The sequence below is a fragment of the Collinsella sp. CLA-ER-H9 genome (assembly GCF_040092295.1).
Lineage (GTDB): Bacteria > Actinomycetota > Coriobacteriia > Coriobacteriales > Coriobacteriaceae > Collinsella.
In genome coordinates, this window is record NZ_JBBNLV010000004.1 from 113,553 (window position 1) to 136,696 (window position 23,144).

Sequence of the window (23,144 nt, forward strand, 5' to 3'; positions counted from 1 at the left end):
AAAACCACCACAAAGGTGCCTGTCCCCTTTGTGGTGGTTTTTATGTTGATGAGTTAACAAATAGGGCGCGCAGTGCTGGCGGCCGCTGGGTACGGTTAAGATGTTTACCCGTTAGCATTATGCAAGCGAAAGGCGGTCGTCTCCCATGCAGCAGAGCGACGAGACACGTTTCGAGGACTTTGTCGGACTGATCAGCGGACTCTACAAGGAGATCCAGCGCATTAAGACATCTGAGGGCGCAAGGCTGGGCCTTAAGGGCTCCGACATCATGTGCCTGTACTATCTTGAGCGCAGCAAGGACGGCCTGACTGGTGCCGACCTCGCCCGCATGGCTGGCGTGACCCGCGCTGCCGTCTCGCGCACGCTGGCGCATCTGGAGGAGGGCGGCTACGTCGAAGTCGACGATTCGGGCGATGCCGCCGTTAAGTATCGCGCCCCGGTTCGCCTGACCACGTTGGGCGGCGAGAGCATGAACGAGGCCGATTGCATTATTCGTGAAGTGCTCGACACCACCGGCAAGGCCATGGGCGTGGAGCAGCGTGAGCAGATGTATGCGTCGCTGCGTACGATTCTCAACACCTTGCGCGAGCTGTAGGGCCGCCTGGGCATTTGCTTCCCATTAACAACTGCATCGTCCCGTTTAAGCGCGTATACCGTGCCGGGGCATTGCTGTCAAAATTCCCTGCGCGAGGTCCGCGCAAGAAAGGATTCGCTATGTCCGTCCGCATTATTACCGATTCCGCAAGCGATATGTCGCCGGCCGAGCATCCGGCACTGGCCGTTTTGCCGCTGTCCGTCACCTTTGGAACCGATGTGTTCATGGATGGCATCGACATCGATCACCAGCGCTTTTACGAGATGCTCGTGGAGCGCGATGAGCTGCCCAAGACCGGTCAGGTCAACCCGTACGCGTTTTCGCAGGCTATCGCCGAGGTTCGCGAAGCCGGCGATGAGGCTGTGATTATTACCGTGGGCGCTAAGCTCTCGGGCACCAATCAGAGCGCCCGTACCGCACTAGCCGAGGCGCCGGGCGGCGATGTGTACGTGGTTGATAGCAACAACGTCACCCTGGGTGAACGCATCCTGGTTGAGTATGCGCTGCGCTTGGTGGACGAGGGCCGTAGCGCGGCCCAGATCGCGGCGGCGGTCGAGGCCGTGCGCGACCGCGTGGTGGTTATTGGCCTGCTCGAGACGCTGGAGTACCTGGTGCGCGGCGGTCGCCTGTCTGCTGCTGCCGGCGCCGTGGGTACGCTGCTCAACGTAAAGCCTGTGGTAGCTGTCGAGGACGGTCTAATCGTGCAGCTGGGCAAGGCACGCGGTTCCAAGAACGGCCGCAACCTGCTGAACCAAAAGGTCGAAAAGGCGGGCGGCATCGACTTTTCCATGCCGCTGGCGCTCGGCTATACGGGCCTTTCGGATGCGGTGCTCAAGAAGTATATCGAGGACAGCGCGGCACTGTGGGCTGGCCACACCGAGGGCGAGCTGCCCGTTCACACCATCGGTGCCACCATCGGCACCCACGTAGGCCCCGGTGCCGTAGCCGTAGCCTTCTTCCAGCCCGCCAACTAACCAACCTGCCAGCAAATGATCCCTTGGGGACGGAGGAAAACGGATCATCGACCGCACGGAGGCCGCGAATGATCCGTTTTCCTCCGTCCCCAAGGGATCATTTCTTTATGCTGTTAATGCGGAGAAGGGAGCGAGCGATGGCGTCTGAGGGCTTTTTTGAGCAGGTGTATGAGGTGGTCGAGCAGATCCCCGAGGGGATGGTCGCCACGTACGGTCAGGTGGCGCTGCTCGCCGGTCGCGCGCGAAGTGCACGCTATGTGGGGTATGCGCTGCATAGCAACCCACGCCCTGGTCAAATTCCCTGTCATCGCGTGGTGTTTGCCGACGGCCGTATCTGTGGGGGCTTTGCCTTTGGCGGTCCCGATGCTCAGCGCGAGCTCTTAATGGGGGAGGGCGTGGCGTTTATCGATCCCATGCACGTCGACTTGGCCGCCTGTCGCTGTCCAGCTGGACTCTAACAGTTCTGCCGTGGCCAAAACCACCACAAAGGTGCCTGTCCCCCTTGTGGTGGTTTTCCGTTGCAGGTTTACCGGGGCTAACTTATGGAGAAGGTGTGGCGGCGCATATTGACGCAAAAAAGTAAACCACGGTGAACTATATTGTATTCAGCAACGGAGCAGGCATTAGGCGATGAAAAAGCCTGCCCTGTTGAGTTTGATTCGCATTCCTCCCCTCTGTGCGATTCAACGGTGTACTTCGGGAACGGGCCCGCTGGCAACTGACTGCCGGCGGGCCCGTTCCTGTTTATCGGGGGAGTGCGGTGGCCGGAGCCGAACCGGTCGGGCAACAAAAAAGGCGGACGCCGTAGCGTCCGCCCTATAGCAATCGAAAGCTTAAGCCAGCAGATCGGTCTAGTACACCATGCCCATGGCGTCCCGAACCTCGGCCAGGGTCTGCTCGGCGATCTCGTTGGCGCGACGGTTGCCCTCGTGCAACACGTCCTTCACATAGTCCAGATCGTTCTCGTAGCGCTGGCGACGCTCGCGGATCGGCGCGAAGTACTCGTTGACGGCCTCGGTCACGTACTTCTTGAGCTGGCCGGAGCCGCCCATGCCAATCTCCTCGGCAATCTCGACCTCGGAACGGCCGGTGCAGATGGCGGCCGTCGAAAGCAGGCCGGACACGCCGGGACGGTTCTCGGGATCGAACGTGATCATGCGCTCGGAATCGGTCTGGCTCTTCTTGATGCGCTTGGCCGTCTCCTCGGCGGTCATCGAGATGTTGATGGCGTTGCCGTAGCTCTTGCTCATCTTGCGACCGTCCAGGCCGGGCAGCAGCGGGGTCTCGGACAGCAGCGCGTCGACCTCGGGGAACACCTTGCCGTAGCGGTTGTTAAAGCGGCGGGCGATGGTGCGGGTGAGCTCGATGTGCGGCAGCTGGTCGCGGCCGACGGGCACCACATTGCCCTTGCAGAACAGGATGTCGCAGGCCTGGTGCACCGGGTAGGTGAGCAAAAGGCCGGTGAGCTCGTGGCCCGAGGCCTCCATCTCGGCCTTAACCGTGGGGTTGCGCGCCAGCTCGGCCTCGGACACCAGCGACAGGAACGGCAGCATGAGCTGGTTTGCGGCGGGCACGGCGGAGTGCGCGTAGATCATGGTCTTGTCGGGGTCGATACCGCAGGCAAGGTAGTCCATGACCATGTTGTACACGTTGTCCTGGATATGCTCGGTGGTGTCGCGGTCGGTGATGACCTGGTAGTCGGCGATGAGCACGTTGGTCTTGGCGCCCATGTTCTGCAGTTCAACACGGCCCTTGAGGGTGCCGAAGTAATGACCCAGGTGCAGGCGCCCGGTGGGGCGGTCACCGGTAAGCATGGTGAACTTCTCGGGTGTCTTGGCCAGGCCCTCGCGAATGGCGTTGCTCTTTTGCAGCGCGACTTCGTAGCTGTTCTCGTTTGGCATGATTGCTCCTAACGTATGTTCATGGGTCAAGATGATAACGCGTTTATTGGAGGGTCGGGGCGTAAGTAAGCGAGGGGCGGGGGAGAGGTGGCTTGCACGATGGGCACGGGGCTGCGCATGGTCAGCGGCGCCCGGGCACATCCTCGGCAGCTTACCCTAGAGCTTGTGGTGGCGCTCTTCCTTACATTCCTCGGCTGCCTGCTCCTCCTGCTTAAAGGCGGGGTCGTCGGGGGTTACCAGCTCGTCCTCGTGCGTGCGCTTGTTGTAATGGTGGCGCAGCACGGGCTCAAACAGGTGCAGGTGCTTGGCGAAGGCCGCCGAGCCAATGGCGAGCACGGTAAAGATGAGCACGCGCGTGGGCACTTCGACCTGATTGATGGCGGCGGCGCCGGCCGAAAGCATAATGCACCACGCATAGATGAGCAGTACGGCCTGCTTTTGGTTGTAGCCCTCTTGAATGAGGCGGTGGTGGATGTGGCCCTTGTCGGCCTGCCCAATGCTAATGTGGGCGCGCTTGCGGCGCACAATGGCGCTAAACGTATCGATGATAGGCACGCCCGCCACGATGAGCGGGATGATGAGCGAGGTGAGCGCGGCGGTGCGGCTCACGTTGAGCAGCGAGATGGAACCCAGCGCAAAGCCCAGCAGCAGCGAACCCGAGTCGCCCAAGAAGATACTCGCGGGGTTGAAGTTGTAGCGCAAAAAGGCCAAGCAGGCGCCAAACAACGCGATGGAGAGCGCGGCGGCATCGATGCGGCCCGAGAGAACGGCCATCGAGAACATCGTGAACGATGCGATGCCACAGATACCCGTCGCCAGGCCGTCAAGGCCGTCAATGAGGTTGATGATGTTGGTGAACGCCACCAGGTAGACTACGGTGATGGGGTAGGCGAGCCAGCCGAGCATAATCTCGCCGGGGGCAAGCGGGTTGATGATGACGCCGATTTTTAGGCCGCCCACGCAGGCGATAAGCGCGGCGAGGACCTGGCCGGCCAGCTTTTGCTTGGGCTTGAGCTGGAGGACGTCGTCGATCGCACCGGTCGCAAAGATAACGGTAAAAGAAAGCGCAAGTATGGGGTAGCTGATGTGCAGACGGGGGTGGGGCACCAAAACGGGCGGCCAGCCCAGGTACCAGGTACCTAGGATCTGCACGATGCAAGCGACGACGAGGCCCAAAAAGACTGCCGTGCCACCCATGCGCGGGATGGGTTTCGTGTTGATACGGCGCTTGGAAGGATAGTCGACGGCGTCGAGCTTGATTGCCAGGCGCTTGACCAGGGGCACCGCAAGGAAGGTCGTGATAAAAGCCGCGACCGCCACGCAAAGGTACGGTATGAAGCTCGTGGAGGAAGCCATGAATCGATAAACCGCCAAGCGTCGAAGGAAAAGGTCAAAGGATGCCATGCCGCAAAGGGTATAGCTGACCCATGATACTCGACCAAGGAGGGTGTGAGGAATTGCACGGGGCGATAATCACGTGCTTACCAGATATTCGAGTGATGGTGGGATTCAGTCTGGTGCCTTTTGGGAATCTGGGCGAGATTTGCAATGGCGAGTTTCGGCAAAAGAAAACCACCCCCCACGTTACGAAAATGAACCCACCTAAAACAGGTGGGTGCCCTCATCGACTGTTCCAGCGTCCTTAACAACGAAGGATACCTGTACTAGGTACGACTGTGTGGGCTCCCTAAATAAACGCGACGGTTCACCCAGTTGCTCCGCGGGGGGCGGAATACCTACATCATAAAGCCGCACTTTGTGGATTCCAGTCTTGACATTACAAAAATCGTGTCGGACGATTACGGCGCCTTGGGCTCGAGCCGTCTGTGTGGTTGGCCCTTTTGCGTTTGAGCTGCTGAATCGTTGTTTTGGAGCATGTTTTTATGCCGACGTCGTTGACCGAACTTTTTTCGCCCGCCTGCCATTTGTGTCCGCGACGTTGCGGTGCGGCGCGCGATGAGGGTGCGCACGGCGTATGCGGTGCTAACGACACGCTCAAGGTGGCCCGCGCGGCGCTTCATATGTGGGAGGAGCCGCCTATCTCGGGCGAGGCCGGTTCGGGCACGATCTTCTTTAGCGGCTGCTCGCTCAAATGCGTCTATTGTCAGAACCACGAGATCTCGACGGGCAATTTTGGGCTTGAGATTTCGCCCGAGCGCCTGGTCGAGATTATGTTGGAGCTGCAGGACCAGGGTGCGAACAATATTAACCTGGTGACGGCGACACACTACGCGCACCTGCTGCCGGCTGCGATTGCCGCGGCACGGGCGCGCGGGCTGTCCATCCCAATCGTCTACAACACGAGCGGTTATGAGCGCGCGAGTGCCGTGGCGGCGCTCGGCGATTTGGTCGACGTGTGGCTTACCGACTTTAAATATGCCGATGCGGGGCTTGCGCAGTCGCTCTCCCACATTAAGGACTACCCGCGTGTGGCCGTGTCGGGCTTGGCGCAAATGGCACGCGAGATCGAACGCCGCGGGGGAGAGCTGGTGGACGAGGACGGGCTCATGAAGCGCGGCATGATCGTGCGTCACCTGGTACTGCCGGGACATACAGACGATTCGTGTCGCGTGCTGGACCTGGTGTGGCAGACGGTGGGCGATGTGCCGATCTCGGTCATGAACCAGTACACGCCTAATGCGCTCATGCGCGAGCAGGGCGGCGACCTGGCGCGTGCCGTGACGCGCGAGGAATACGAGCAGGTGCTCGACCATGCCGACGACCTGGGCTTTACGACGATGTTCTGGCAAGAGGGCGGCGCGGTAGACGAGAGCTTTACCCCAGCGTTCGACACCACCGGCGTCCTCACCAGCGCAAAGTAGCGCGTTCGCCGATGATTTTTCTGGGACGGGGATTAAAAAATCATCGAGAGGATTGTTTGCTCGAAAGGTAGTCAAAATGGCCCCGTCTCAAAAAGACTGGTTATTGGGCGTTGACAGTTGGCGAGCCGTAGGTAAAATATCAACTTGTCCTGGGGACGTAGCTCAGTTGGGAGAGCGCTGCCGTCGCATGGCAGAGGCCGAGGGTTCGACTCCCTTCGTCTCCACCCTTGGATTTGATAAGCCGCTGACATTGTGTCGGCGGCTTTTTTTAAAAAGAAAGGGCGGTACCATGGCCGAGCTTGAGTCCCAACCATTGTCCGACGAGGAGCGCGCCGAGTTGGAAGAGCTCCGCGCCGAGAAGGCCCGCCGCGAGGCCCAGGAAGAGGCCCGTCGCGAGCGTGAGGAGCTGGCTGCCCTGCGCGCCGAGCTCGCCAAGGCCGAGGAGACCGCCGCGAAGGCCGCATCCGCACCGGCGCCCGTGCCCGCACCCAAGCCCGCCGCCGCGAAGCCTTCGCCTGCCGCACCCAAATCTCAACCCAAAAAGGTGGCTCACCCCAAGCCCGCTGAGCCCAAGCCGAGCCGTGATGAGATGACCTTTGCCCAGCGCATGGTCACCTCCAAGGAGCCTACGGGCGAGAATGAGATCCCCGGCATGGCTCCGGCTCAAAAAATCATCATCGTGCTCGCCCTCATCGCGTTTATTGTCTTTATGGTCTACACGATCACGGGCAGCATGGGCCTGCACTAACCTGTTCGCGCCGGGCTCCATGCCCGCACGTCCGCCTCGTCCAACCCTCAACTTCTGCACAACGCATCCGAAAGGTCGCCCCATGGCTTTGACCGACATCTCGCATCCCACCGACATTGCAATGCTCACCGATCTGTACGAGCTCACTATGGCCCAGGGCCTGTGGGAGAGCGGCAAGGCCAATGAGCAGGGTTGTTTTACTGCGTTTTACCGCGACCATCCCTTTGGTAGCGCCTACGCCGTCATGTGCGGTACCGCCGAGCTGCCCGAGCTGGTCGAGAACCTGCGCTTTACGCCCGAGGACATCGACTACCTCGCCTCGCTCCAGGCCCCGGCCGGCGGCGCGATGTTCAAGCCTGGATTCCTCGACTACCTGCGCGATTTTCGTGCGCATGTAAACATCGACGCCGTCCCCGAGGGCGAGCTCGTCTTTCCGCGCGAGCCCATGGTGCGCGTCACCGGCCCCGCGTTGGAGTGCCAGCTGCTCGAGACGGCGCTGCTCAACATCGTCGGCTTCCAGACACTTGTCGCCACCAAGACTGCGCGCGTGGTGTTGGCGGCGGACGGCCGTCCCGTGGCCGAGTTTGGCCTGCGCCGCGCCCAGGGTCCCGATGGCGGCCTGGCCGTCGCGCGCGCGAGCTATGTGGCCGGCTGTTCCTCTACGTCCAATGTGCTCGCCGGTCGCCGCTACGGTATTCCCGTCTTTGGCACGCATGCGCACAGCTGGGTGATGAGCTTCGATTCCGAGCTCGAGGCCTTCCGCGCCTTTGCCAAGTCGAGCCCCAAGAACTGTACGCTGCTCATCGACACCTACGATGTGCGTGAGGGCTGCGAGCATGCCATTACGGTTGCCAAGGAGATGGAGGCGGTGGGCGAGCGCCTGTCGGCTATTCGCATTGACTCGGGCGACCTCGCCAAGCTCTCCAAGTATGTGCGCGGCCGTTTTGATGCCGAGGGCCTGCCCTATGTGGGGATCTCGGTTTCCAACGATCTTGACGAGTACACGATTCAGTCACTGCTCGACCAGGGTGCGCCTATCGATAGCTTTGGCGTGGGCACCAAGCTCGCGACCTGCTATGACCAGCCGGCGCTGGGCGGCGTGTACAAGCTTTCCGCCCGCCGTGCGAGCGAGACTGACCCGTGGACGCCGGTGGTCAAGCTCTCCGAGCAGCCCTACAAGCGCACGATCCCGGGCGTGCAGCGCGTGCGCCGCTATTACGACGGCTTTGGCGGCCCGATCTGCGACATGATCTATGACGAGGATCATCTGGCGGGGGAGGGCGCCGCGCGTGGCAATACCCTCGTGGCCGTGAACGATGCCGCCCTGGTGACCGACGTTTCCGAGCTTGAGTATCGCGAGCTGCTGGCGCCGATCGTGCGCGATGGCAGTGCCGTTGCCCCGCGCGAGAGCATTGAGGACGCACGCGAGCGTTGCACCTGGGCACTGGACCATCTGGATCCGGTCTACAAGCGCTTCCTGTACCCGCAGACTTATGTGGTGGGCATGGAGCAGGGCCTGGCACAGGTGCGCGACGAGCTCGTGCGCAAGAACATGGCCGCGGCTTCGGCCTTCCCCTGGGCAAAATGATCCGAAGGGGACGGAGGAAAACGGATCATTTTCTCGCCCGCCTGCTCAACATTCGATTGGTTTGACGTATGACGACTTCTTATAAAACGATGGTGGTAAAGATCGGTTCGTCCACGGTGGTGGGTGCCGACGGCAAGGTCAACCGCGCCTTTATCGGCGGGCTTGCCGACCAGGCCGCAGCCCTGCGCAAGCTCGGCTGGCGTCTGGTCGTGGTGAGCTCGGGCGCTATCGCCTGTGGCTATCCCGTGCTGGGCTTCGACCGCAAGCCGGTCGGCGACCTGCCGAGCCTGCAGGCCTGCGCCTCGGCCGGTCAGTGTATCATCTCGTCGGCCTACGACGAGGAGTTTCATGCGCGCGACCTGCTCACCTCGCTCGTGCTGCTCACACGCCACGACACGGCCCGCCGCACATCCTACCTGCATGCGCGCGACGCCCTGCTGCGCCTTGTGGAGCTTGACGTGGTGCCGGTCGTCAACGAGAACGATACCGTTACCGTCGATGAGATCAAGTTTGGCGACAACGACACGCTGGCGGCGCTTGTGAGCTGCCTGGTTTCTGCCGATCTGTGCGTGACGCTCTCGGACATCGATGGCCTCTATACCGCCAATCCGCATGAGGACCCCACGGCCGAGTTTGTCCCGGTCGTGCATAAGATCGATGCCAAGATCATCGCCTCGGCGGGCGATTCTTCCACATCGGTGGGCACGGGCGGCATGATTACCAAGATCCGCGCAAGCCGCATTCTGATGACCGCGGGCATTCAGAGCGTGATTTGCTCGGGCGAGGAGCCCGATGCGCTCGTGCGCCTTGCTCGCGGCGAGAGTGTGGGCACGCTGTTCGATCCACCGGCGGAGCGTCTGGACATTGCGCCCCGCAAGCTGTGGATCGCGCTGGGCGACAAGGCGCATGGCTCGGTGACGGTCGATGACGGCGCCGCGAAGGCGCTGGTCAGCCGTGGCTCGTCCTTGCTCGCGGTGGGTATTCGCGAGGTCGATGGCACGTTTGGCGAGGGCGATGTGCTTGACGTTTGCGACCCGAGCGGCATGGTTGTCGCGCGTGGTATTGCCGAGGCCGATTCGGACGTGCTGGAGCTTGCAGCAGGACGTCGCCAGGACCAGATTGCCGGCAACCGCCTGCTGGCAGACCTGGCCGAAAAGCCCGCGATTCATCGAGATAATTTGATCGTCTTCGCCTAACGGGTCGACGCTGTGCGCCGCCCAGAGCGACAATTTGTCATTCAAAAGGTGAGGCATGACCATCAGGTCTTCGCCTAACCAATTGACGCTGCAAACGCCCCTAAGCGGCAATCTGACGTTCAATCGTCGGGCATGACCAAAAGGGCAATGCCCTCCTCTTTCACGTCACCTTGCTCGCTTAGGGGCGTTTTCGCTTTCCGTCCTCTTCCTGCGGCATCGTCATTGCCGGTACTTGTCCGGCACCTGGGGACGTTCCTTTTGTGCCGGCAGTTGGGGACACTCCTTTGCTAGAAGATTCGGCGCAGGTCTCCGCGGTTGAGGGCTTCGTCGAAGAGGTGCTTGAACACCGCGCTGCCGTGCAGGCCATCGTGCTCAAACTCGTTGGTCACCCAGGCATGCGAGTTGCCAATGCGGCTGAGCGTATCGAGCTGCAGGCCCGAATCCACGTACATGTCGTCGAAGTACACCGCAGCCTGGAGTGGTACTTCGTTGCAGGCCAGGCGCTGCGGGTCGTAGATCTTGTCCCAGCTGGTGTCTTCCATCAGCAGATCCATGGCGGGCTTGAAGGGCTTGAGCTCGGGCATCTGCTCAAACATCCACGGGAACATGGCCTCGCCGGTAAACATGAGCGGGCGCGCGAGGGTGTCGAACTCGGCGCGATGCGCCTTCTCTTCTGCCGCGGCCCAGCGGATGGGCATGGTGTCGCCATCGGCGTAGATGAACTCCTGCAGCGTCTAGTACAGCGGGTTTGTACGCGTGTTGGTGCGCTCGAAGGCGCGCATCAAAAAGCTGTCGGATACCGAGGAGCCGCAGCTCAGCGTACCATCGCCATCAACAAACGCGTGATCGATAATCCAGTGCATGCGCTCAAAGCTCGGCTTCATGCCAAAGTCGCTGCCCATAAGCTGCAGGCGCTCGACCGTCATCGGCGAGCCGTCGGGCAGTGCGGGCTTTTGCTCCTCGATCGCATCTGCCAGGGCAGCCACGCGCTCGACATCGGCAGGGTAACGGTCATAGTACTGCTGCGTCTTGGCCGCCATGCGCGGGAAGGTGTGCGCGTAGACCTCGCTGGCGCTCGCCGGCACGTGCGGAATGCCGCCGCAGGTAAAGCTTGCCGCCACGCCCTCGGGAAAGAGCGACAGATAGCTCAACGTCAAAAAACCGCCGTAGCTCTGCCCGAGTGTGACCCAGGGCTTGCCGCCAAAACCCACCAGGCGCAGGTACTCAAAATCGCGCACGATGGAGCTGGCGAGGTGGCGTTTGAGAAAGTCCGCCTGTGAGCGGGCCGCATCGGCTCCTGCTGCCTCGGCACGATCGCCCAAGGCGGCAATCGTGCGCCCGTCTACACAGCTGCTGCGTCCGGTACCGCGCTGGTCGGGCAGGACGACGCGGAAGTGCTTGACGGCCTCCTCGATCCAGCCATCGCTTGTGGGCGACAGCGGACGCGGGCTCTCGCCGCCGGGGCCGCCCTGCAAAAAGAGGAGGAGCGGCAAGTCGTCGTTAATGCGGTCGGGCGCGCAAACCACGCGGTAGAAGAGCTTGATGCTTTCGGGTGCACCGGCGATGGGCGCCGGCATTGCGCCGCGGCGCATGGAGCTGCCGACGGCCAAAAGCATGGGCTCCAGGCCGCGCCAGTCGAGGGGGACGTCGATGCTGTGGTCCTCGACGTAGAGGCCGGGGACGTGGTACGAAGTGATGAGCGCCATGTGATGCTTCCATTCGTTGCGGTGTTTCGGGTTGACCAATTCTACCGCCGTCGGCGAGGATGCGTGCAAATCGGCTACCATGGTTGGCAAACATCTAAGAGAAAGGGCCGTCCATGTCGGTCGATATAGCCACGTATGTCCACGATCTTGCCGTCGAGGCCAAGGCCGCTTCGGGCGCGCTTGCCACGGCGAGTGATGTCCAACGCCAGGAGGCCGTGCGCGCCATGGCCGCGGCGCTTCGCGATGGCGCCGATTCCATCATTGCCGCCAACGAGCTCGATATGGCCGCCGCGCGCGATGCGGGCATCTCGGCGGGGCTTCTCGACCGCCTGCTGTTAACGCCCGAGCGCGTCGAGGGAATGGCCGCCGGTTTGGAGAAGCTCGCCGAGTTGCCCGATCCCGTCGGTCGCGTGCTCGACCACCGCGTGCTTGCAAGCGGCGTGGACCTGACCCGCGTGAGCGTGCCGCTGGGTCTGGTTGCCATGGTTTACGAGGCGCGCCCCAACGTGACGGCCGACGCCGCGGGCATCTGCATCCGCACCGGCAACGCCTGCATTCTGCGCGGCGGTTCGCTGGCGTATCACTCGTGCGCCATGATTGCCGAGCTGCTGGCCGATGCGCTTGAGGCCCAGGGTTTCCCGCGCGAAGCCGTCTCGATGATCGAGTCTACCGACCGCGAGGCAACCGGCGAGCTCATGAAGCTTCGTGGCATCGTCGATGTGCTCATTCCGCGTGGCGGTGCGGGCCTGATCCAGCGCTGCGTGCGCGAGTCGCTCGTTCCGGTTATCGAGACGGGCACGGGTAACTGCCACATCTACGTGCATGAATCCGCCGACTTTGACAAGGCGCTCAACATTATCGTCAATGCCAAGACCCAGCGCGTGGGTGTGTGTAATGCCGCCGAGTCGCTGCTGCTCGACCGCGCCGTGGCAGATTCGTTTTTGCCGGCGGCCGTGGCCGTGCTGCACGACCACGGTGTGCTGATTCACGGTGACGAGGCCACGTGCGCCGTATGCGCCGATGCCGGTCTTGCCGAGGGCGACGACTATGTTGCCGCGACTGAGGAGGACTGGGGCCGCGAGTATCTGGCGCTCGAGATGAGCGTGAAGGTCGTGGCGAACGAGGACGAGGCCATCGCGCACATCAACCGCTATGGCACCATGCATTCCGAGGCCATCGTTGCCGAGGACGTGGACGCTTGCGAGCGCTTCCTGGATGAGATCGATGCCTCGGCCGTGTATGCCAACGCCAGCACGCGCTTTACCGACGGCGGCGAGTTTGGCCTGGGCGCCGAGATTGGCATCTCGACCCAAAAACTCCATGCCCGCGGCCCCTTTGCCGCCGAGGCCCTCACCACCTATAAATACAAGCTCCGCGGCACCGGTCAGGTCCGCCCCTAGACCTCTCGTAAACGAAAAACCACCACAAAGGTGCCTGTCCCCTTTGTGGTGGTTATAGGTGGCGTGGGCGGTTAGGCCTGGGAGGTATCGCGATCGGGCGCGAAGGACTGCATGGCCGCGATGGTACGGTCGAAGAGCTCGGGGAGCTCCCAACCCAGCATCTCAGCGCCCTGCGAAATCACGTCGCGCGAGCAGCCGGCGGCAAAGCGCTTGTCCTTGAACTTTTTCTTGAGCGACTTAGTCGTAAAGTCCATGACGCTCTTGCTCGGACGCATGATCACGGCAGCACCGATCAGGCCGGTGAGCTCGTCGCAGGCAAACAAGATCTTTTCCATCTGCAGCTCGGGCTTGGGCAGTGAGGTATTGAAATCGGACGTGTGCGTCTGAATAGCGCGAATGAGTTCGGGAGAGGCGCCCTCGCCCTCGAGGATCTCGGCCGCATAGATGGTGTGGTTCATGGGGTCGTCCTCATGTTCCTCCCAATCCAGGTCGTGTAGCAGGCCGACGATGCCCCAAAACTCCTCGTTCTCGGGGTCGAACTCGCGCGCAAAGTAGCGCATGGTGCCCTCGACCGTTTCGCCGTGGGTGATGTGGAACGGGTCTTTGTTGTGCTCGTTGAGCAATTCGAACGCACGGTCGCGGGTGATTCCGGCGGAAAGCAGCTCTGCCATAAAAGACTCCTTGTGTTCGTAGGTATCGCTAAGAATGAATACTACTAGAACGACTAGAACGAAAAAACCACCACAAAGGTGCCTGTCCCCTTTGTGGTGGTTTTGGCGTGGGCAGGTTAGTTGAGGGCGGCTTGGGCTAGGCGGGCTTCGGCGGCCTCTTCGGTGACGCCCAGGGCCACGGCGAACTCCTCGATGGAGCGGCGCTTGGCTTCCTTGAGTACGCGCATGTAGTAGGAGCTGGGCTTTTTATCTGCTTCCTCGGCCTGGCGAATACGGTGCATCATGGTTTTTGCCACGCGAACCGTCTCGGGCGCGCCCAGCTTGAGCTGCTGCTTAAAGTGCGTCTCCTCGAGCGAGCTATTGCGCTCGGTAAAGGTGTCGCACTCCAGCTCATCGTAGTGGCTCAGCAGGTGCTCTGCATCTTGCTGGGAGATAGCGGCATGCAGACGGTCGGCCTGCGCCACGGGGTACATGAGAATCGTCTGCGCATGTCCCTGTTTGGTCTCGAGCAACAACATGGGCTGCGGTGTGTCGTCCCTAAAGCCGACGACGGTGCAGACTCCCTGACCCGGATGAATGACGTGTTGACCGATTGAGAACATGCTACCTCCAACTTATACGAATTTACGTATGTTAAGAATACCACGCTGACGTGCGCAAACCATCACTTTATGCAGGAAAAGCACACAACTCCGATAGGTAAGAGTATTCGATAACAGACGCAGCTCATTCACACCTTTATGCATTTTCAACGCCTGCATAATCTGCAGGCAAACCGCCAACTTTGTACCGCCGCGCAAGAGCGGTAGTCATTTTTGTGCATATGCAATATCTATTAGCTTTACCCTGCGACAGTAGCTACCGCTTGTGATAGAGTGCTACAAACTCTGGCTTTTGCCCTACGAGTGACCAAGAGCTCGGGGGCTTTAACACAAGGAGGATCTATGCCCGAGAAGATTGAAGAGCTGGTACGCGCTGCGCTTGCTGCGGCCCAGGAGGCCGGCGACCTTTCCGCATTTGAACTTGACGATTGCGCTATCGAGCGACCGGCTGATACTTCTCATGGCGAGTGGACCTCCACCATGGCCCTGAAGTCTGCCAAGCTGGCTCATTGCGCCCCGCGCAAGATCGCCGAGGCCGTCGTCGCCCATATGCCCGAGGACCCCGCGATCGAGAAGGTCGAGATCGCCGGTCCTGGCTTCATCAACTTCTACCTCTCCGTCGCTGTCAAGAACGCCATCTTTGGCGAGGCCCGCGAGAAGGGTATGGACTTCGCTAAGTCCAACGTCGGTGGCGGCCTGAAGACCCAGGTCGAGTTCGTCTCCGCCAACCCCGTCGGCCCCATGCACATCGGTCATGGTCGCTGGGCCGCTCTGGGCGACTCCCTTTGTCGTGTGATGGACCACGCCGGTTACGACATCCAGCGTGAGTTCTACATCAACGACCACGGCTCTCAGATGAACACCTTCGGTAACTCCATCAGCACGCGCTATATGCAGCTTGCCGACATCATCGCCAAGCAGGGCGTGGATATCGACGAGGCTCACAAGCTTCTGATCGCCGACCGCGACGCCTTTGTTGCCGACGAGAGCGACGAGCATCCCGAGACCCATCCGTATCAGGACAACTTTGCCGAGACTCTGGGCAAGGACTCCTACGGCGGCGACTACATCATCGACGAGGCTGCCGAGTTCTGGCGCACCGACGGCGATAAGTGGGTCAACGCCGATCCGCAGGAGCGCATGGAGAGCTTCCGCGAGCGCGGCTACGTAAAGATGGTCGACAACATGCGCGACCTTTGCCACGCCGTTAACTGCGACTTTGATCGTTGGTTCTCCGAGCGCTCTCTGTACGTGAAGGACACCGAGGGCGAGACCGCCGGCACCTCCGCCGTCGACCGCGCTTTTGAGAAGCTCGACAAGATGGGCTACCTCTACACCAAGGACGGTGCCCTGTGGTTCCGCTCCACCGACCTGGGCGACGACAAGGACCGCGTCCTGATCAAGTCCGATGGCGAGTACACCTACTTCGCCTCCGACGTTGCCTATCACTGGGATAAGTTCCAGCGCGTCGACCACGTCATCGACATCTGGGGCGCCGACCACCACGGCTACATCGAGCGCGTCCGCTGCGTCTGTGACGCTCTTGGCTATCCCGGCAAGTTTGAGGTTCTGCTGGGCCAGCTCGTCAACCTGCTGCGCAACGGCAAGCCCGTCCGCATGTCCAAGCGCAAGGGCACCATGGTGACCCTGCAGGAACTCGTCGACGAGGTCGGCTCCGACGCCGCTCGCTACACGCTCATCTCCAAGAGCTCCAACCAGATGGTCGACTTCGACATTGAGGCCGTCAAGAAGCGCGACAACTCCAACCCGGTGTACTACGTGCAGTACGCTCACGCTCGCGTGTGCTCCATCCTGCGTCGTGCCGCCGACGTTACCGCCGAGCAGGCCGCCGAGATGGGCATGAAGGCCGTCGCCGAGAAGGCTATTGGCGAGAACGTCGATTACTCGCTGCTGACCGACCCGACCGAGCTTGCCCTTTCGCGTAAGCTCAACGAGCTCACCGACCTCATCGGTAGCTGTGCTCGCGATCGCGCCCCGTTCCGCCTGACGCACTTTGCCGAGGAGCTCGCTGGCGACTTCCACAGCTTCTACGCCGCCTGCCAGGTCCTTCCGAGCGAGGGCCGTCCCGTCGACCCTGAGCTCTCGCGCGCCCGTCTGGCCGCCTGCGACGCCGTCCGTGTGACGCTCGCCCTGGTGCTTACCCTCGTTGGCGTTTCTGCCCCCGAGCAGATGTAAGCGCTGGTCGTTTGACTGCGTTGGTTTGGTTTGACTGAGCCTCGAAAGCCCGATCTCCCCATGCGGAGGTCGGGCTTTTTGCGTTTAGCGAGACAATTTGGCTTGCTGGAAAATGCTACCAAATCGCAACTATACCGGTTTACTACGATGAATCGAGGGATTCCAATCACACGGGCTTTTCACCGAAAAGTGCAAGCCATCTAGCTGGGGTTTTATTATTTCGGTTTTTGGCGTGGTCGTGGTTGAGCGATTCATCGTAGTAAACAGCCATAGTTTTGAAAATGACCCTAGGGGACGGAGGAAAACGGATCATTTTTGTCCCGTGGAGGAGCGGTGGGATACCTTCTGCCAAGAATCGGGGGCATCTACTACGTTTAAGTGCGTACCCCGAACCACGCCGAAAATCGCAATATTAAAACCGCAGGTAGCAGGTCTGCGACTTTCGAAAAATAGTGAGTATGGTCAGGGGTGCGGGGGCAAACGTAGTAGATGGGCGCGATTCGTGGCACATCGATCTTGGGGCCGATGCCCTTGTCCCTTAGCTGTTCCGTTTTCTCGATGCTCGAGGCTTGATCTGCCTTCTTCTTATGAGTTGCGGTGGAATGGTTCCTGCTTGAGAGGTGCCGGCCGGGATTTGGGAACTATTTCACCGCGGTTTATGATGTGGCGATGGTGTACGCCGGAACTTTGTAAAGAGCATCCCTTTTGACTAGTCGTTTAAGAACGTCCCCGATGACTAAGTTGCAGGTGGTTGCGGTTGTGTTACACTAACGCTGCGTATATAACGCAATCATCTCTATACAGATCAATGATGTCCGTCGGTATTTGACGGAGCTAGACTGTTTAGCCGCCCTGAAGGTTTATGCAGGGAGCATGTGATCACAGGGCTTGAAAAGAAAGTTGAGCAAACACTGTGTCTGATCAACAACAAGAAAACGAAATAACGACGACGCAAACGGCTCCCGCTGCACCGGTTACGTCGGACCAGGCCGTGCTTTCCGCGCCGGCGCAGGTCTCGGCTCCCGAGGCGCTTAAGGCCGCCGCGCCCACCACGCCCGTTGCTAGCGAGGAGGCTGCTCCCGCTAAGCCTAAGCGCACGCGTCGTTTGGCCAAGCCTGCTGCGGACGGCGAGGATGCCGAAAAGCCCAAGCGTCGTACGACGCGCACCACGCGCGCGAAGCGCCCCGTTGCCACCGATGCTTCGGCCCCCATTTCCGATGAGGTCGCGCAGGCCCGTGCACTGGCGCAGATTAGCGAGGCCCAGGTTGTGCGTGCCCGCCGTCGCGCTGCCGAGCGCGAGGCCGCGGCATTGACTGAGTTCGCTGCGCCGGTCGCCCCCGAGGCTCCTGCTGCCGAACAGTCGGCCGAGAAGCCGGCACCGCGCACGCATCGCCGTGCGGCAGCCAAGACGCAGCAGCCCGTCGAGCAGCTGACTCCTGAGGTCGCTGAAGCTCCGGCTCGTTCTGCGGCAGGGGAGGGCGCTTCCTCCGCTGAGCCCGTCGTGCACGCTGAGGTCAACGAGGTTCCCGTCGTTGATCCGGCTCTGCGCCCGCATCGTCGCGGCCGCAAGCCCAAGGCGTATGTTGAGGCCGAGAAAGCCGCTGCCGCAGCAGCTGCTGCCCAGGGCGCAGCGGTGACGGCCGAGCCTACGGCCACGGTCGATGCCCTGGTCCAGGACGCTCCGTCCACCGAGGCTCCCGCATCTGCCGATGCCGAGCCCGTCGATGTCCGTCCCGGCCGCAGCCGTCGCACCGCGGCAAAGCGCTCGACGAAGGCGAAGGTCAAGGCTGAGGCCAAGCCCGTCGACGATAAGTCCTCGGAGGTAACCGCCGATGCCGCTTCCGAGGCCGAGAGCGCCGATCAGCCGGCAACTGAGAAGCCCAAGCGTACGCGCAAGAAGTCCGCAAGGGCCAAGGTTGCCGAGCAGCAGGGCGACGCCGATCCCAGCGCCCATGCCAACGCCGATGCCAAGGCAGAGGGCGAGGCCCCGTCCGGCACCGATACGCCCGCAGCCGCGGCTGACGGGGGCGCCGAGGCCGAAGCGGGTGTCCGTCCCGGCCGCCGTCAGCACAAGCGCAACGACGAGCGCAACGACCGCAAGGACGATCGCAACAACGACCGCCGCAGCCGTCAGCGCGACCGCAAGCAGCGCAACAAGGAGCGCAACGCCGCCCCCACCGAGCCCACGCTTTCGCGCGAGGAGCTTGCGGCCATGAAGGTCGCCGAGCTGCGCGAGAAGGCAAAAGAGTTCGAGATCGAGACGACCGGCAAGAAGAAGGCCGAGCTTGTCGAGGAGATCTACACGACCGCCGCGAAGGCCGAGGGCTTCCGCGATATTAAGGGCATCCTGCAGATTCGCCCGGACGGCTCCGGCATCATCCATGCCCACGGTTACATGAAGTCCAACGAAGACGCCTTCGTCCCCGCTTACCTCATCCGCTCCGCACGCCTGCGCACGGGCGATGTCATCGAGGGTTCGCTGCGTCCCTCGCGCGGCGGCGACAAGCGAGCCGGCCTCGCCAAGATCACGACCGTTAACGGCATGGATCCCGAGCAGATCCGCAACCGCCCCAAGTTCGGCGACCTTACCCCGGTCTATCCCAACGAGCCGCTGCGTATGGAGCACGGCAAGGACTCCATTACCGGTCGCGCTATCGATATCGTGTCACCGATCGGCAAGGGCCAGCGTGGCCTGATCGTGTCGCCGCCCAAGGCCGGCAAGACAACGATCCTTAAGAAGATCTGCCAGTCCATCTCGATCAACAACCCCGAGGTGCACCTCATCTGCCTACTCGTCGACGAGCGCCCCGAAGAGGTCACCGATATGCAGCGCTCCATCAAGGGCGAGGTCGTGGCCTCGACCTTCGATATGCCTGCCGAGAACCACACCCGCGTGGCCGAGCTCGTCATCGAACGCGCCAAGCGCATTGTGGAGCTGGGCGGCGATGTCGTGGTGGTGCTCGACTCCATCACGCGTCTTGCCCGCGCCTACAACCTGGCGGCACCCGCCTCGGGTCGTATCCTTTCGGGCGGCGTCGATTCGGCAGCTCTCTATCCGCCCAAGCGTTTCCTGGGTGCAGCCCGCAATATCGAAAACGGCGGCTCGCTCACCATCCTCGCCTCCGCCCTTATCGACACCGGCTCCAAGATGGATGAGGTCATCTTTGAGGAGTTCAAGGGCACCGGCAACATGGAGCTCAAGCTCGACCGCGATCTTGCCGATCGCCGCATCTTCCCGGCCATCGACCCCGTTGCCTCCGGTACGCGCAACGAGGACCTGCTGGTCGACGAGCAGATGCGCCCGTTTGTCTTCGGCCTGCGTCGCATTCTCGCCGGTATGAACAACACCGAGCGCGCGGCGGCGTCGTTTATTAAGGGTCTTAAGGGCACCAACACCAACCAGGAGTTCCTGGTGCGTTCGGCCAAAAAGCACAGCGACTACGAGCAGACGTTTTAGACCAAAAGCCGCACGCTATATCGCCATAAGAACGGGCAATCGGGCCGGGGTTTATGCCCCGGCCCTTTCTTTACGGCGCCACTCGGCAACATTTTTTGACCTTATGACCGACAAGCAGCAGTTTTCGAGCCATAATCCGGCCTCATCGCTTGCAATCGGAGGGTCGGTTTCGCATAATAACTTTTAAGCTTCGCGACGGAAAACGCAGATGAAACGAACTATATACCGTTGCTTTGGGACGCATGTCCCGCTTCATCTTCTCTCGCGCAGCCAACTAAATGATGCGATTTGGGTGCTGGAAGATGGGGAGAGCTCATGGCTTCTTCTGATGCAACACAACGAGCAGTCCTTGCCGGACTTTCCTGCGGGATCGGCCTTGCCGCCCCCGTGGTGATGTATGCCGCGACGTTGCCGTTCTCGTCGGTCAACGAGACGGTTGTCGCGGGCGCGGTTCCCTTCGCCGTTGGTGCGGTGGCGGGCGTGGGCATCTACGCAGCCTCGCTGGGCATCTCCGAGTATCGTGCCGAGCACGATGGCCGCCTGTTTGAGCCCGATGCCGTGGGCGGCGCCGCTCAGTTTGGCCGGACCCACAACGAGTTCAAGACCGCCTCGATTCCCGCACAGCAGCAGGGGGCGGCGCCTCAGCCTGCGGCTCCGGCTGATCAGGCCAATGCCGCACAGCCTTCTTCCGCATTTCTCTCCGGCCTGACCGGTGCGTTCCAGCGCCGTCACGCCGACGATGGCGTTCCCACTATCGCGCGCGCGGCTAACGCCATGGATGAGGCCGAGGCCTGGTCTATGATCGACAGCATGCTCGATGACGATTCCCCGGTCAGCTGCGATCCCGTGCGTTCGCGCGATGTCTACCAGGTCGCAATCGATGAGCTCACCAACGGTGGAAAGACCGGTTCTTACAATCGCGATGACATTGCCGCTGCCGCACGCGCCGTCTCGGGCTCTCATGCAGCCCCTGCGGGCAGCACCGCAGCCTTCGTGGCGCTTGTAGCCAACGCAGCCAACAATGCCGCCTATAACGGCGCGTCGTCGGCTGCGTACGCCTCTGCCGCGTCGGCTGCTTCGGCCGGCCAACAGAGCGCAGCTCAGGCGGCTCCTGTCGCCGACCCCTTTGCCGATGAGCCCCTGGCTGTCGACGAGGAAACCATTGCCGCTCGCCGAGCTGCCGAAAGCTCGCTTTGGGGCGCTTCGGCCCAAATGCAGGCCGCGGAGGCGGCGCCGTACAACGCCAAGCTCGCCAGCATGCCCATCATTTCCGATGCCAAGGGTGTTGATCTCTCCGATCTGGACGAGCCTGCCGCCATCACTGCGTCTATCGATGCCCAGGATCGCGTGGATACCGGCAGTCTCCCCGATGCCTCTCTTGAGGAAGATATCCCCATGGCCGATTATTCGGGCCACGAGGACATGTGGGCCGCCGCTATGGCGATCATGGCCGAGGCTGCCGAGCCCGCCCCCGTGGCGGTGCCCACGCCTGCAGCCTCACCTGTCTCGGCTGCTCCCGTCTATGTCGGTCGCCACAGTTCCGTGCTTCCCGAGGATACCGCGCGTATCTCGCGCGAGGGTATCGAGCGTGCCGAGGCTATCGCTGCCGGCGTTATGGAAAACCGTCGCCATGAGCGCGTCAATCAGATTCTCGAGGAAGAGATCAACCGTCTACAGTCTGCGGCCGTCAAGCGCACGGGCCGTGCCTATCTGAGCGTTATCGAGGGCGGTACCGCCAGCTTTACACCGCTGCGCGCGGAGGCATAATTGCCTCATGGTTAAGCTCGATCGAAAATGGGCGCTTGCCGCCTGCGCCATGGTGCTCGTCATTTGGGGCAATTCGCTGGTTCCCGGTACGGGGTCTGGTTCGTTGAGCTTGTCGATCATGGAATCCATTCGCGGCTTTTTGCAGGCCCTGGGGCTTCCATACGAGTGGGTGACCAACTTCGTCGTGCGCAAGTGCGCTCATTTTACCGAGTACATGGTGCTTGGCATCTTGGCGACGCACGCCTTTGACCTCGAAGGCCGGCGCACGTTTGATGTGTTGCTGCCCACGGCGGTGTTCTTGCTGCTTGTTCCCTCTATCGACGAGACGATCCAGCTTTTTGTGCCCGGTCGCGCCGGCATGATTACCGATGTGATGATCGACTGCTGCGGGGCGACGACAGGCGTCGTGCTCCGATATCTCTTACGGTCGCTGATTTACACCAAAAAGGCCGCCTAGGACGTTTGCTTGGTCCTAGGCGGCCTTATGCGTTTGAGGGCTCCTGCGGGGCGTGACGGCGTTGTCCGGGCGTTTTACGAGTTTGGCTACGCCGTGCCCCGTTGATGTGTCCTTTACTGGAGCGCCTGGGCGCCAAGGGCCAGACAACCCATGATGCCCTGCTTGCCCTCAAGGCTGTTATTGACAATGTAGGTTTCGATGTCGTTGACCTCGGGCGTGACGATATAGCCGTTGAGCATCTCGGCGCACTTTTTGCGTGCGAGCGGCACGATGGGGGTGTGGTCGGCCACGCCGCCGCCGATGATGATCTTTTGCGGCGCGTAGCACAGCGTGTAGGTCATGAGCGCCTGTGCCAGGTAGCCTGCGAGCAGGTCCATGGCCTCCGGATCTTCGGCCATGTCTCCGGCGCTCTTGCCATTCCAGCGCTTTTTAACGCCGGGGCCGGCGATGAGGCCCTCGAGGCAGTTGTCGTGGAAGGGGCAGGCGCTATGCTCGCCGATGGTGTCGCGCGGATCGCGCGTGACCAGGATATGGCCGGCTTCGGGATGCATCATACCGTGCACGAGCTGGCCGCCCGAGAGCACGCCGGCGCCCACGCCGGTGCCGATGGTCAGGTAGACCACGTCGGTGAGGCCCTGGGCGCAACCGAAGGTGACCTCGCCCAAGCAGGCGACGTTGACGTCGGTGTCGTAGCCACAGGGAATATTGAGCTCGTTTTGAATGGTGCCCAGCAGATCAAAGTAGCGCCATGCCGTTTTGGGCGTCTCCAGGATCTTGCCGTATTGGGGCGAGGCAGGGTTGACTGCCGTGGGGCCAAAGGCGCCAATGCCCAGCGCGGCGATGCCCTTGTCGGCAAACCATGCGTTGACGGCCTCAACGGTCTCCTGCGGGGTCGTGGTCGCAATCTGCTCGCGCTCCAGGACCGTACCGTCTGCATAGCCCGTGGCGCAGACCATCTTGGTGCCGCCAGCCTCGAGCGCTCCGATAAGCTGCTGCTCTGCCATAGTATTCCTCTCTCTGGGACGAGTTGCTCCGTGACTAAAGTATAGAGCTCTAAACCATTT

Annotated in this window: 19 protein-coding genes and 1 tRNA gene; 13 read left to right on the plus strand and 7 right to left on the minus strand. The window is 61.6% G+C overall.

The genetic code is table 11. From position 1 onward, the window contains the following. Positions 1-145 precede the first annotated feature (145 nt). The 3 genes from AAAX73_RS04255 (at position 146) to AAAX73_RS04265 (ending at position 2,027) form a co-directional block, all read left to right on the plus strand. The gene (locus AAAX73_RS04255) at positions 146-595 is read left to right on the plus strand and encodes a MarR family transcriptional regulator (protein ID WP_118079653.1); all 450 of its coding nucleotides are present in this window, start codon (positions 146-148) and stop codon (positions 593-595) included. Positions 596-714: 119 nt separating this feature from the next. Beyond that, positions 715-1,569, plus strand: coding sequence for a DegV family protein (locus tag AAAX73_RS04260; protein ID WP_349125122.1), 855 nt, complete (start codon positions 715-717; stop codon positions 1,567-1,569). Between the two features lie 137 nt (positions 1,570-1,706). Continuing rightward, positions 1,707-2,027 (plus strand): MGMT family protein, encoded by a 321-nt coding sequence (locus AAAX73_RS04265; RefSeq protein WP_349125123.1) that lies wholly within the window; start codon positions 1,707-1,709, stop codon positions 2,025-2,027. A gap of 393 nt (positions 2,028-2,420) precedes the next feature. Here the strand turns inward: AAAX73_RS04265 and trpS are convergent, their stop codons facing one another. Then, entirely contained in the window at positions 2,421-3,470 is a 1,050-nt protein-coding gene (gene trpS / locus AAAX73_RS04270) for a tryptophan--tRNA ligase (protein ID WP_118079659.1), read from the minus strand. A gap of 156 nt (positions 3,471-3,626) precedes the next feature. Beyond that, entirely contained in the window at positions 3,627-4,826 is a 1,200-nt protein-coding gene (locus AAAX73_RS04275) for an MraY family glycosyltransferase (protein ID WP_349125124.1), read from the minus strand. A 527-nt stretch (positions 4,827-5,353) separates the two neighbouring features. Between AAAX73_RS04275 and AAAX73_RS04280 the strand changes: the two genes are divergently transcribed. From AAAX73_RS04280 to proB, 5 genes are all read left to right on the plus strand, one after another. Continuing rightward, on the plus strand, positions 5,354-6,292 hold the full coding sequence (locus tag AAAX73_RS04280) for a radical SAM protein (RefSeq protein ID WP_349125125.1): 939 nt from the start codon (positions 5,354-5,356) through the stop codon (positions 6,290-6,292). Positions 6,293-6,443: 151 nt separating this feature from the next. Next, positions 6,444-6,516 (plus strand) — tRNA-Ala (locus AAAX73_RS04285). Between the two features lie 65 nt (positions 6,517-6,581). After that, on the plus strand, positions 6,582-7,040 hold the full coding sequence (locus tag AAAX73_RS04290; protein WP_349125126.1) for a hypothetical protein: 459 nt from the start codon (positions 6,582-6,584) through the stop codon (positions 7,038-7,040). Positions 7,041-7,122: 82 nt separating this feature from the next. Then, positions 7,123-8,628: a nicotinate phosphoribosyltransferase gene (locus AAAX73_RS04295; RefSeq protein WP_349125127.1), complete on the plus strand. Its 1,506-nt coding sequence runs from the start codon at positions 7,123-7,125 to the stop codon at positions 8,626-8,628. 68 nt (positions 8,629-8,696) lie between these two features. Further along, positions 8,697-9,824: a glutamate 5-kinase gene (proB, locus tag AAAX73_RS04300; protein ID WP_349125128.1), complete on the plus strand. Its 1,128-nt coding sequence runs from the start codon at positions 8,697-8,699 to the stop codon at positions 9,822-9,824. 287 nt (positions 9,825-10,111) lie between these two features. On the opposite strand, the gene AAAX73_RS04305 is transcribed toward proB, so the two are convergent. Together AAAX73_RS04305 and AAAX73_RS04310 are read right to left on the minus strand one after the other, a co-directional pair. Continuing rightward, positions 10,112-10,522, minus strand: coding sequence for a hypothetical protein (locus AAAX73_RS04305; RefSeq protein WP_349125129.1), 411 nt, complete (start codon positions 10,520-10,522; stop codon positions 10,112-10,114). 36 nt (positions 10,523-10,558) lie between these two features. Then, positions 10,559-11,530: an alpha/beta fold hydrolase gene (locus tag AAAX73_RS04310; RefSeq protein WP_349125130.1), complete on the minus strand. Its 972-nt coding sequence runs from the start codon at positions 11,528-11,530 to the stop codon at positions 10,559-10,561. Positions 11,531-11,643: 113 nt separating this feature from the next. Here AAAX73_RS04310 and AAAX73_RS04315 point away from each other — a divergent pair, with 113 nt between their 5' ends. Next, positions 11,644-12,930, plus strand: coding sequence for a glutamate-5-semialdehyde dehydrogenase (locus AAAX73_RS04315; RefSeq protein ID WP_349125131.1), 1,287 nt, complete (start codon positions 11,644-11,646; stop codon positions 12,928-12,930). Positions 12,931-13,001: 71 nt separating this feature from the next. Here the strand turns inward: AAAX73_RS04315 and AAAX73_RS04320 are convergent, their stop codons facing one another. Continuing rightward, on the minus strand, positions 13,002-13,601 hold the full coding sequence (locus AAAX73_RS04320; RefSeq protein ID WP_349125132.1) for an HD domain-containing protein: 600 nt from the start codon (positions 13,599-13,601) through the stop codon (positions 13,002-13,004). 116 nt (positions 13,602-13,717) lie between these two features. Then, complete coding sequence (locus AAAX73_RS04325) at positions 13,718-14,203, minus strand: CarD family transcriptional regulator (RefSeq protein WP_006235480.1); 486 nt, start codon at positions 14,201-14,203, stop codon at positions 13,718-13,720. A gap of 342 nt (positions 14,204-14,545) precedes the next feature. On the opposite strand from AAAX73_RS04325, the gene argS reads away from it, so the two are divergent. The 4 genes from argS to AAAX73_RS04345 all read left to right on the plus strand — a co-directional run bounded on the left by argS (position 14,546) and on the right by AAAX73_RS04345 (position 22,080). Continuing rightward, positions 14,546-16,399, plus strand: coding sequence for an arginine--tRNA ligase (gene argS / locus AAAX73_RS04330; RefSeq protein WP_118079679.1), 1,854 nt, complete (start codon positions 14,546-14,548; stop codon positions 16,397-16,399). Positions 16,400-17,312: 913 nt separating this feature from the next. Then, entirely contained in the window at positions 17,313-19,856 is a 2,544-nt protein-coding gene (gene rho, locus AAAX73_RS04335; protein WP_349125133.1) for a transcription termination factor Rho, read from the plus strand. Positions 19,857-20,171: 315 nt separating this feature from the next. Next, complete coding sequence (locus AAAX73_RS04340) at positions 20,172-21,623, plus strand: hypothetical protein (protein WP_349125134.1); 1,452 nt, start codon at positions 20,172-20,174, stop codon at positions 21,621-21,623. Positions 21,624-21,630: 7 nt separating this feature from the next. Then, complete coding sequence (locus AAAX73_RS04345) at positions 21,631-22,080, plus strand: VanZ family protein (RefSeq protein WP_118079683.1); 450 nt, start codon at positions 21,631-21,633, stop codon at positions 22,078-22,080. A 113-nt stretch (positions 22,081-22,193) separates the two neighbouring features. Here the strand turns inward: AAAX73_RS04345 and AAAX73_RS04350 are convergent, their stop codons facing one another. Next, entirely contained in the window at positions 22,194-23,084 is an 891-nt protein-coding gene (locus AAAX73_RS04350) for an ROK family protein (RefSeq protein WP_349125135.1), read from the minus strand. Positions 23,085-23,144: the final 60 nt, after the last annotated feature.

Bases quoted from the DNA above. Each gene is read 5' to 3' on its own strand.
- AAAX73_RS04255 (WP_118079653.1), top strand. From the start codon at position 146: ATGCAGCAGAGCGACGAGACACGTTTCGAGGACTTTGTCGGACTGATC.
- AAAX73_RS04260 (WP_349125122.1), top strand. From the start codon at position 715: ATGTCCGTCCGCATTATTACCGATTCCGCAAGCGATATGTCGCCGGCC.
- AAAX73_RS04265 (WP_349125123.1), top strand. From the start codon at position 1,707: ATGGCGTCTGAGGGCTTTTTTGAGCAGGTGTATGAGGTGGTCGAGCAG.
- trpS (WP_118079659.1), bottom strand. From the start codon at position 3,470: ATGCCAAACGAGAACAGCTACGAAGTCGCGCTGCAAAAGAGCAACGCC.
- AAAX73_RS04275 (WP_349125124.1), bottom strand. From the start codon at position 4,826: ATGGCTTCCTCCACGAGCTTCATACCGTACCTTTGCGTGGCGGTCGCG.
- AAAX73_RS04280 (WP_349125125.1), top strand. From the start codon at position 5,354: ATGCCGACGTCGTTGACCGAACTTTTTTCGCCCGCCTGCCATTTGTGT.
- AAAX73_RS04290 (WP_349125126.1), top strand. From the start codon at position 6,582: ATGGCCGAGCTTGAGTCCCAACCATTGTCCGACGAGGAGCGCGCCGAG.
- AAAX73_RS04295 (WP_349125127.1), top strand. From the start codon at position 7,123: ATGGCTTTGACCGACATCTCGCATCCCACCGACATTGCAATGCTCACC.
- proB (WP_349125128.1), top strand. From the start codon at position 8,697: ATGACGACTTCTTATAAAACGATGGTGGTAAAGATCGGTTCGTCCACG.
- AAAX73_RS04305 (WP_349125129.1), bottom strand. From the start codon at position 10,522: ATGCCCATCCGCTGGGCCGCGGCAGAAGAGAAGGCGCATCGCGCCGAG.
- AAAX73_RS04310 (WP_349125130.1), bottom strand. From the start codon at position 11,530: ATGGCGCTCATCACTTCGTACCACGTCCCCGGCCTCTACGTCGAGGAC.
- AAAX73_RS04315 (WP_349125131.1), top strand. From the start codon at position 11,644: ATGTCGGTCGATATAGCCACGTATGTCCACGATCTTGCCGTCGAGGCC.
- AAAX73_RS04320 (WP_349125132.1), bottom strand. From the start codon at position 13,601: ATGGCAGAGCTGCTTTCCGCCGGAATCACCCGCGACCGTGCGTTCGAA.
- AAAX73_RS04325 (WP_006235480.1), bottom strand. From the start codon at position 14,203: ATGTTCTCAATCGGTCAACACGTCATTCATCCGGGTCAGGGAGTCTGC.
- argS (WP_118079679.1), top strand. From the start codon at position 14,546: ATGCCCGAGAAGATTGAAGAGCTGGTACGCGCTGCGCTTGCTGCGGCC.
- AAAX73_RS04340 (WP_349125134.1), top strand. From the start codon at position 20,172: ATGGCTTCTTCTGATGCAACACAACGAGCAGTCCTTGCCGGACTTTCC.
- AAAX73_RS04345 (WP_118079683.1), top strand. From the start codon at position 21,631: ATGGTTAAGCTCGATCGAAAATGGGCGCTTGCCGCCTGCGCCATGGTG.
- AAAX73_RS04350 (WP_349125135.1), bottom strand. From the start codon at position 23,084: ATGGCAGAGCAGCAGCTTATCGGAGCGCTCGAGGCTGGCGGCACCAAG.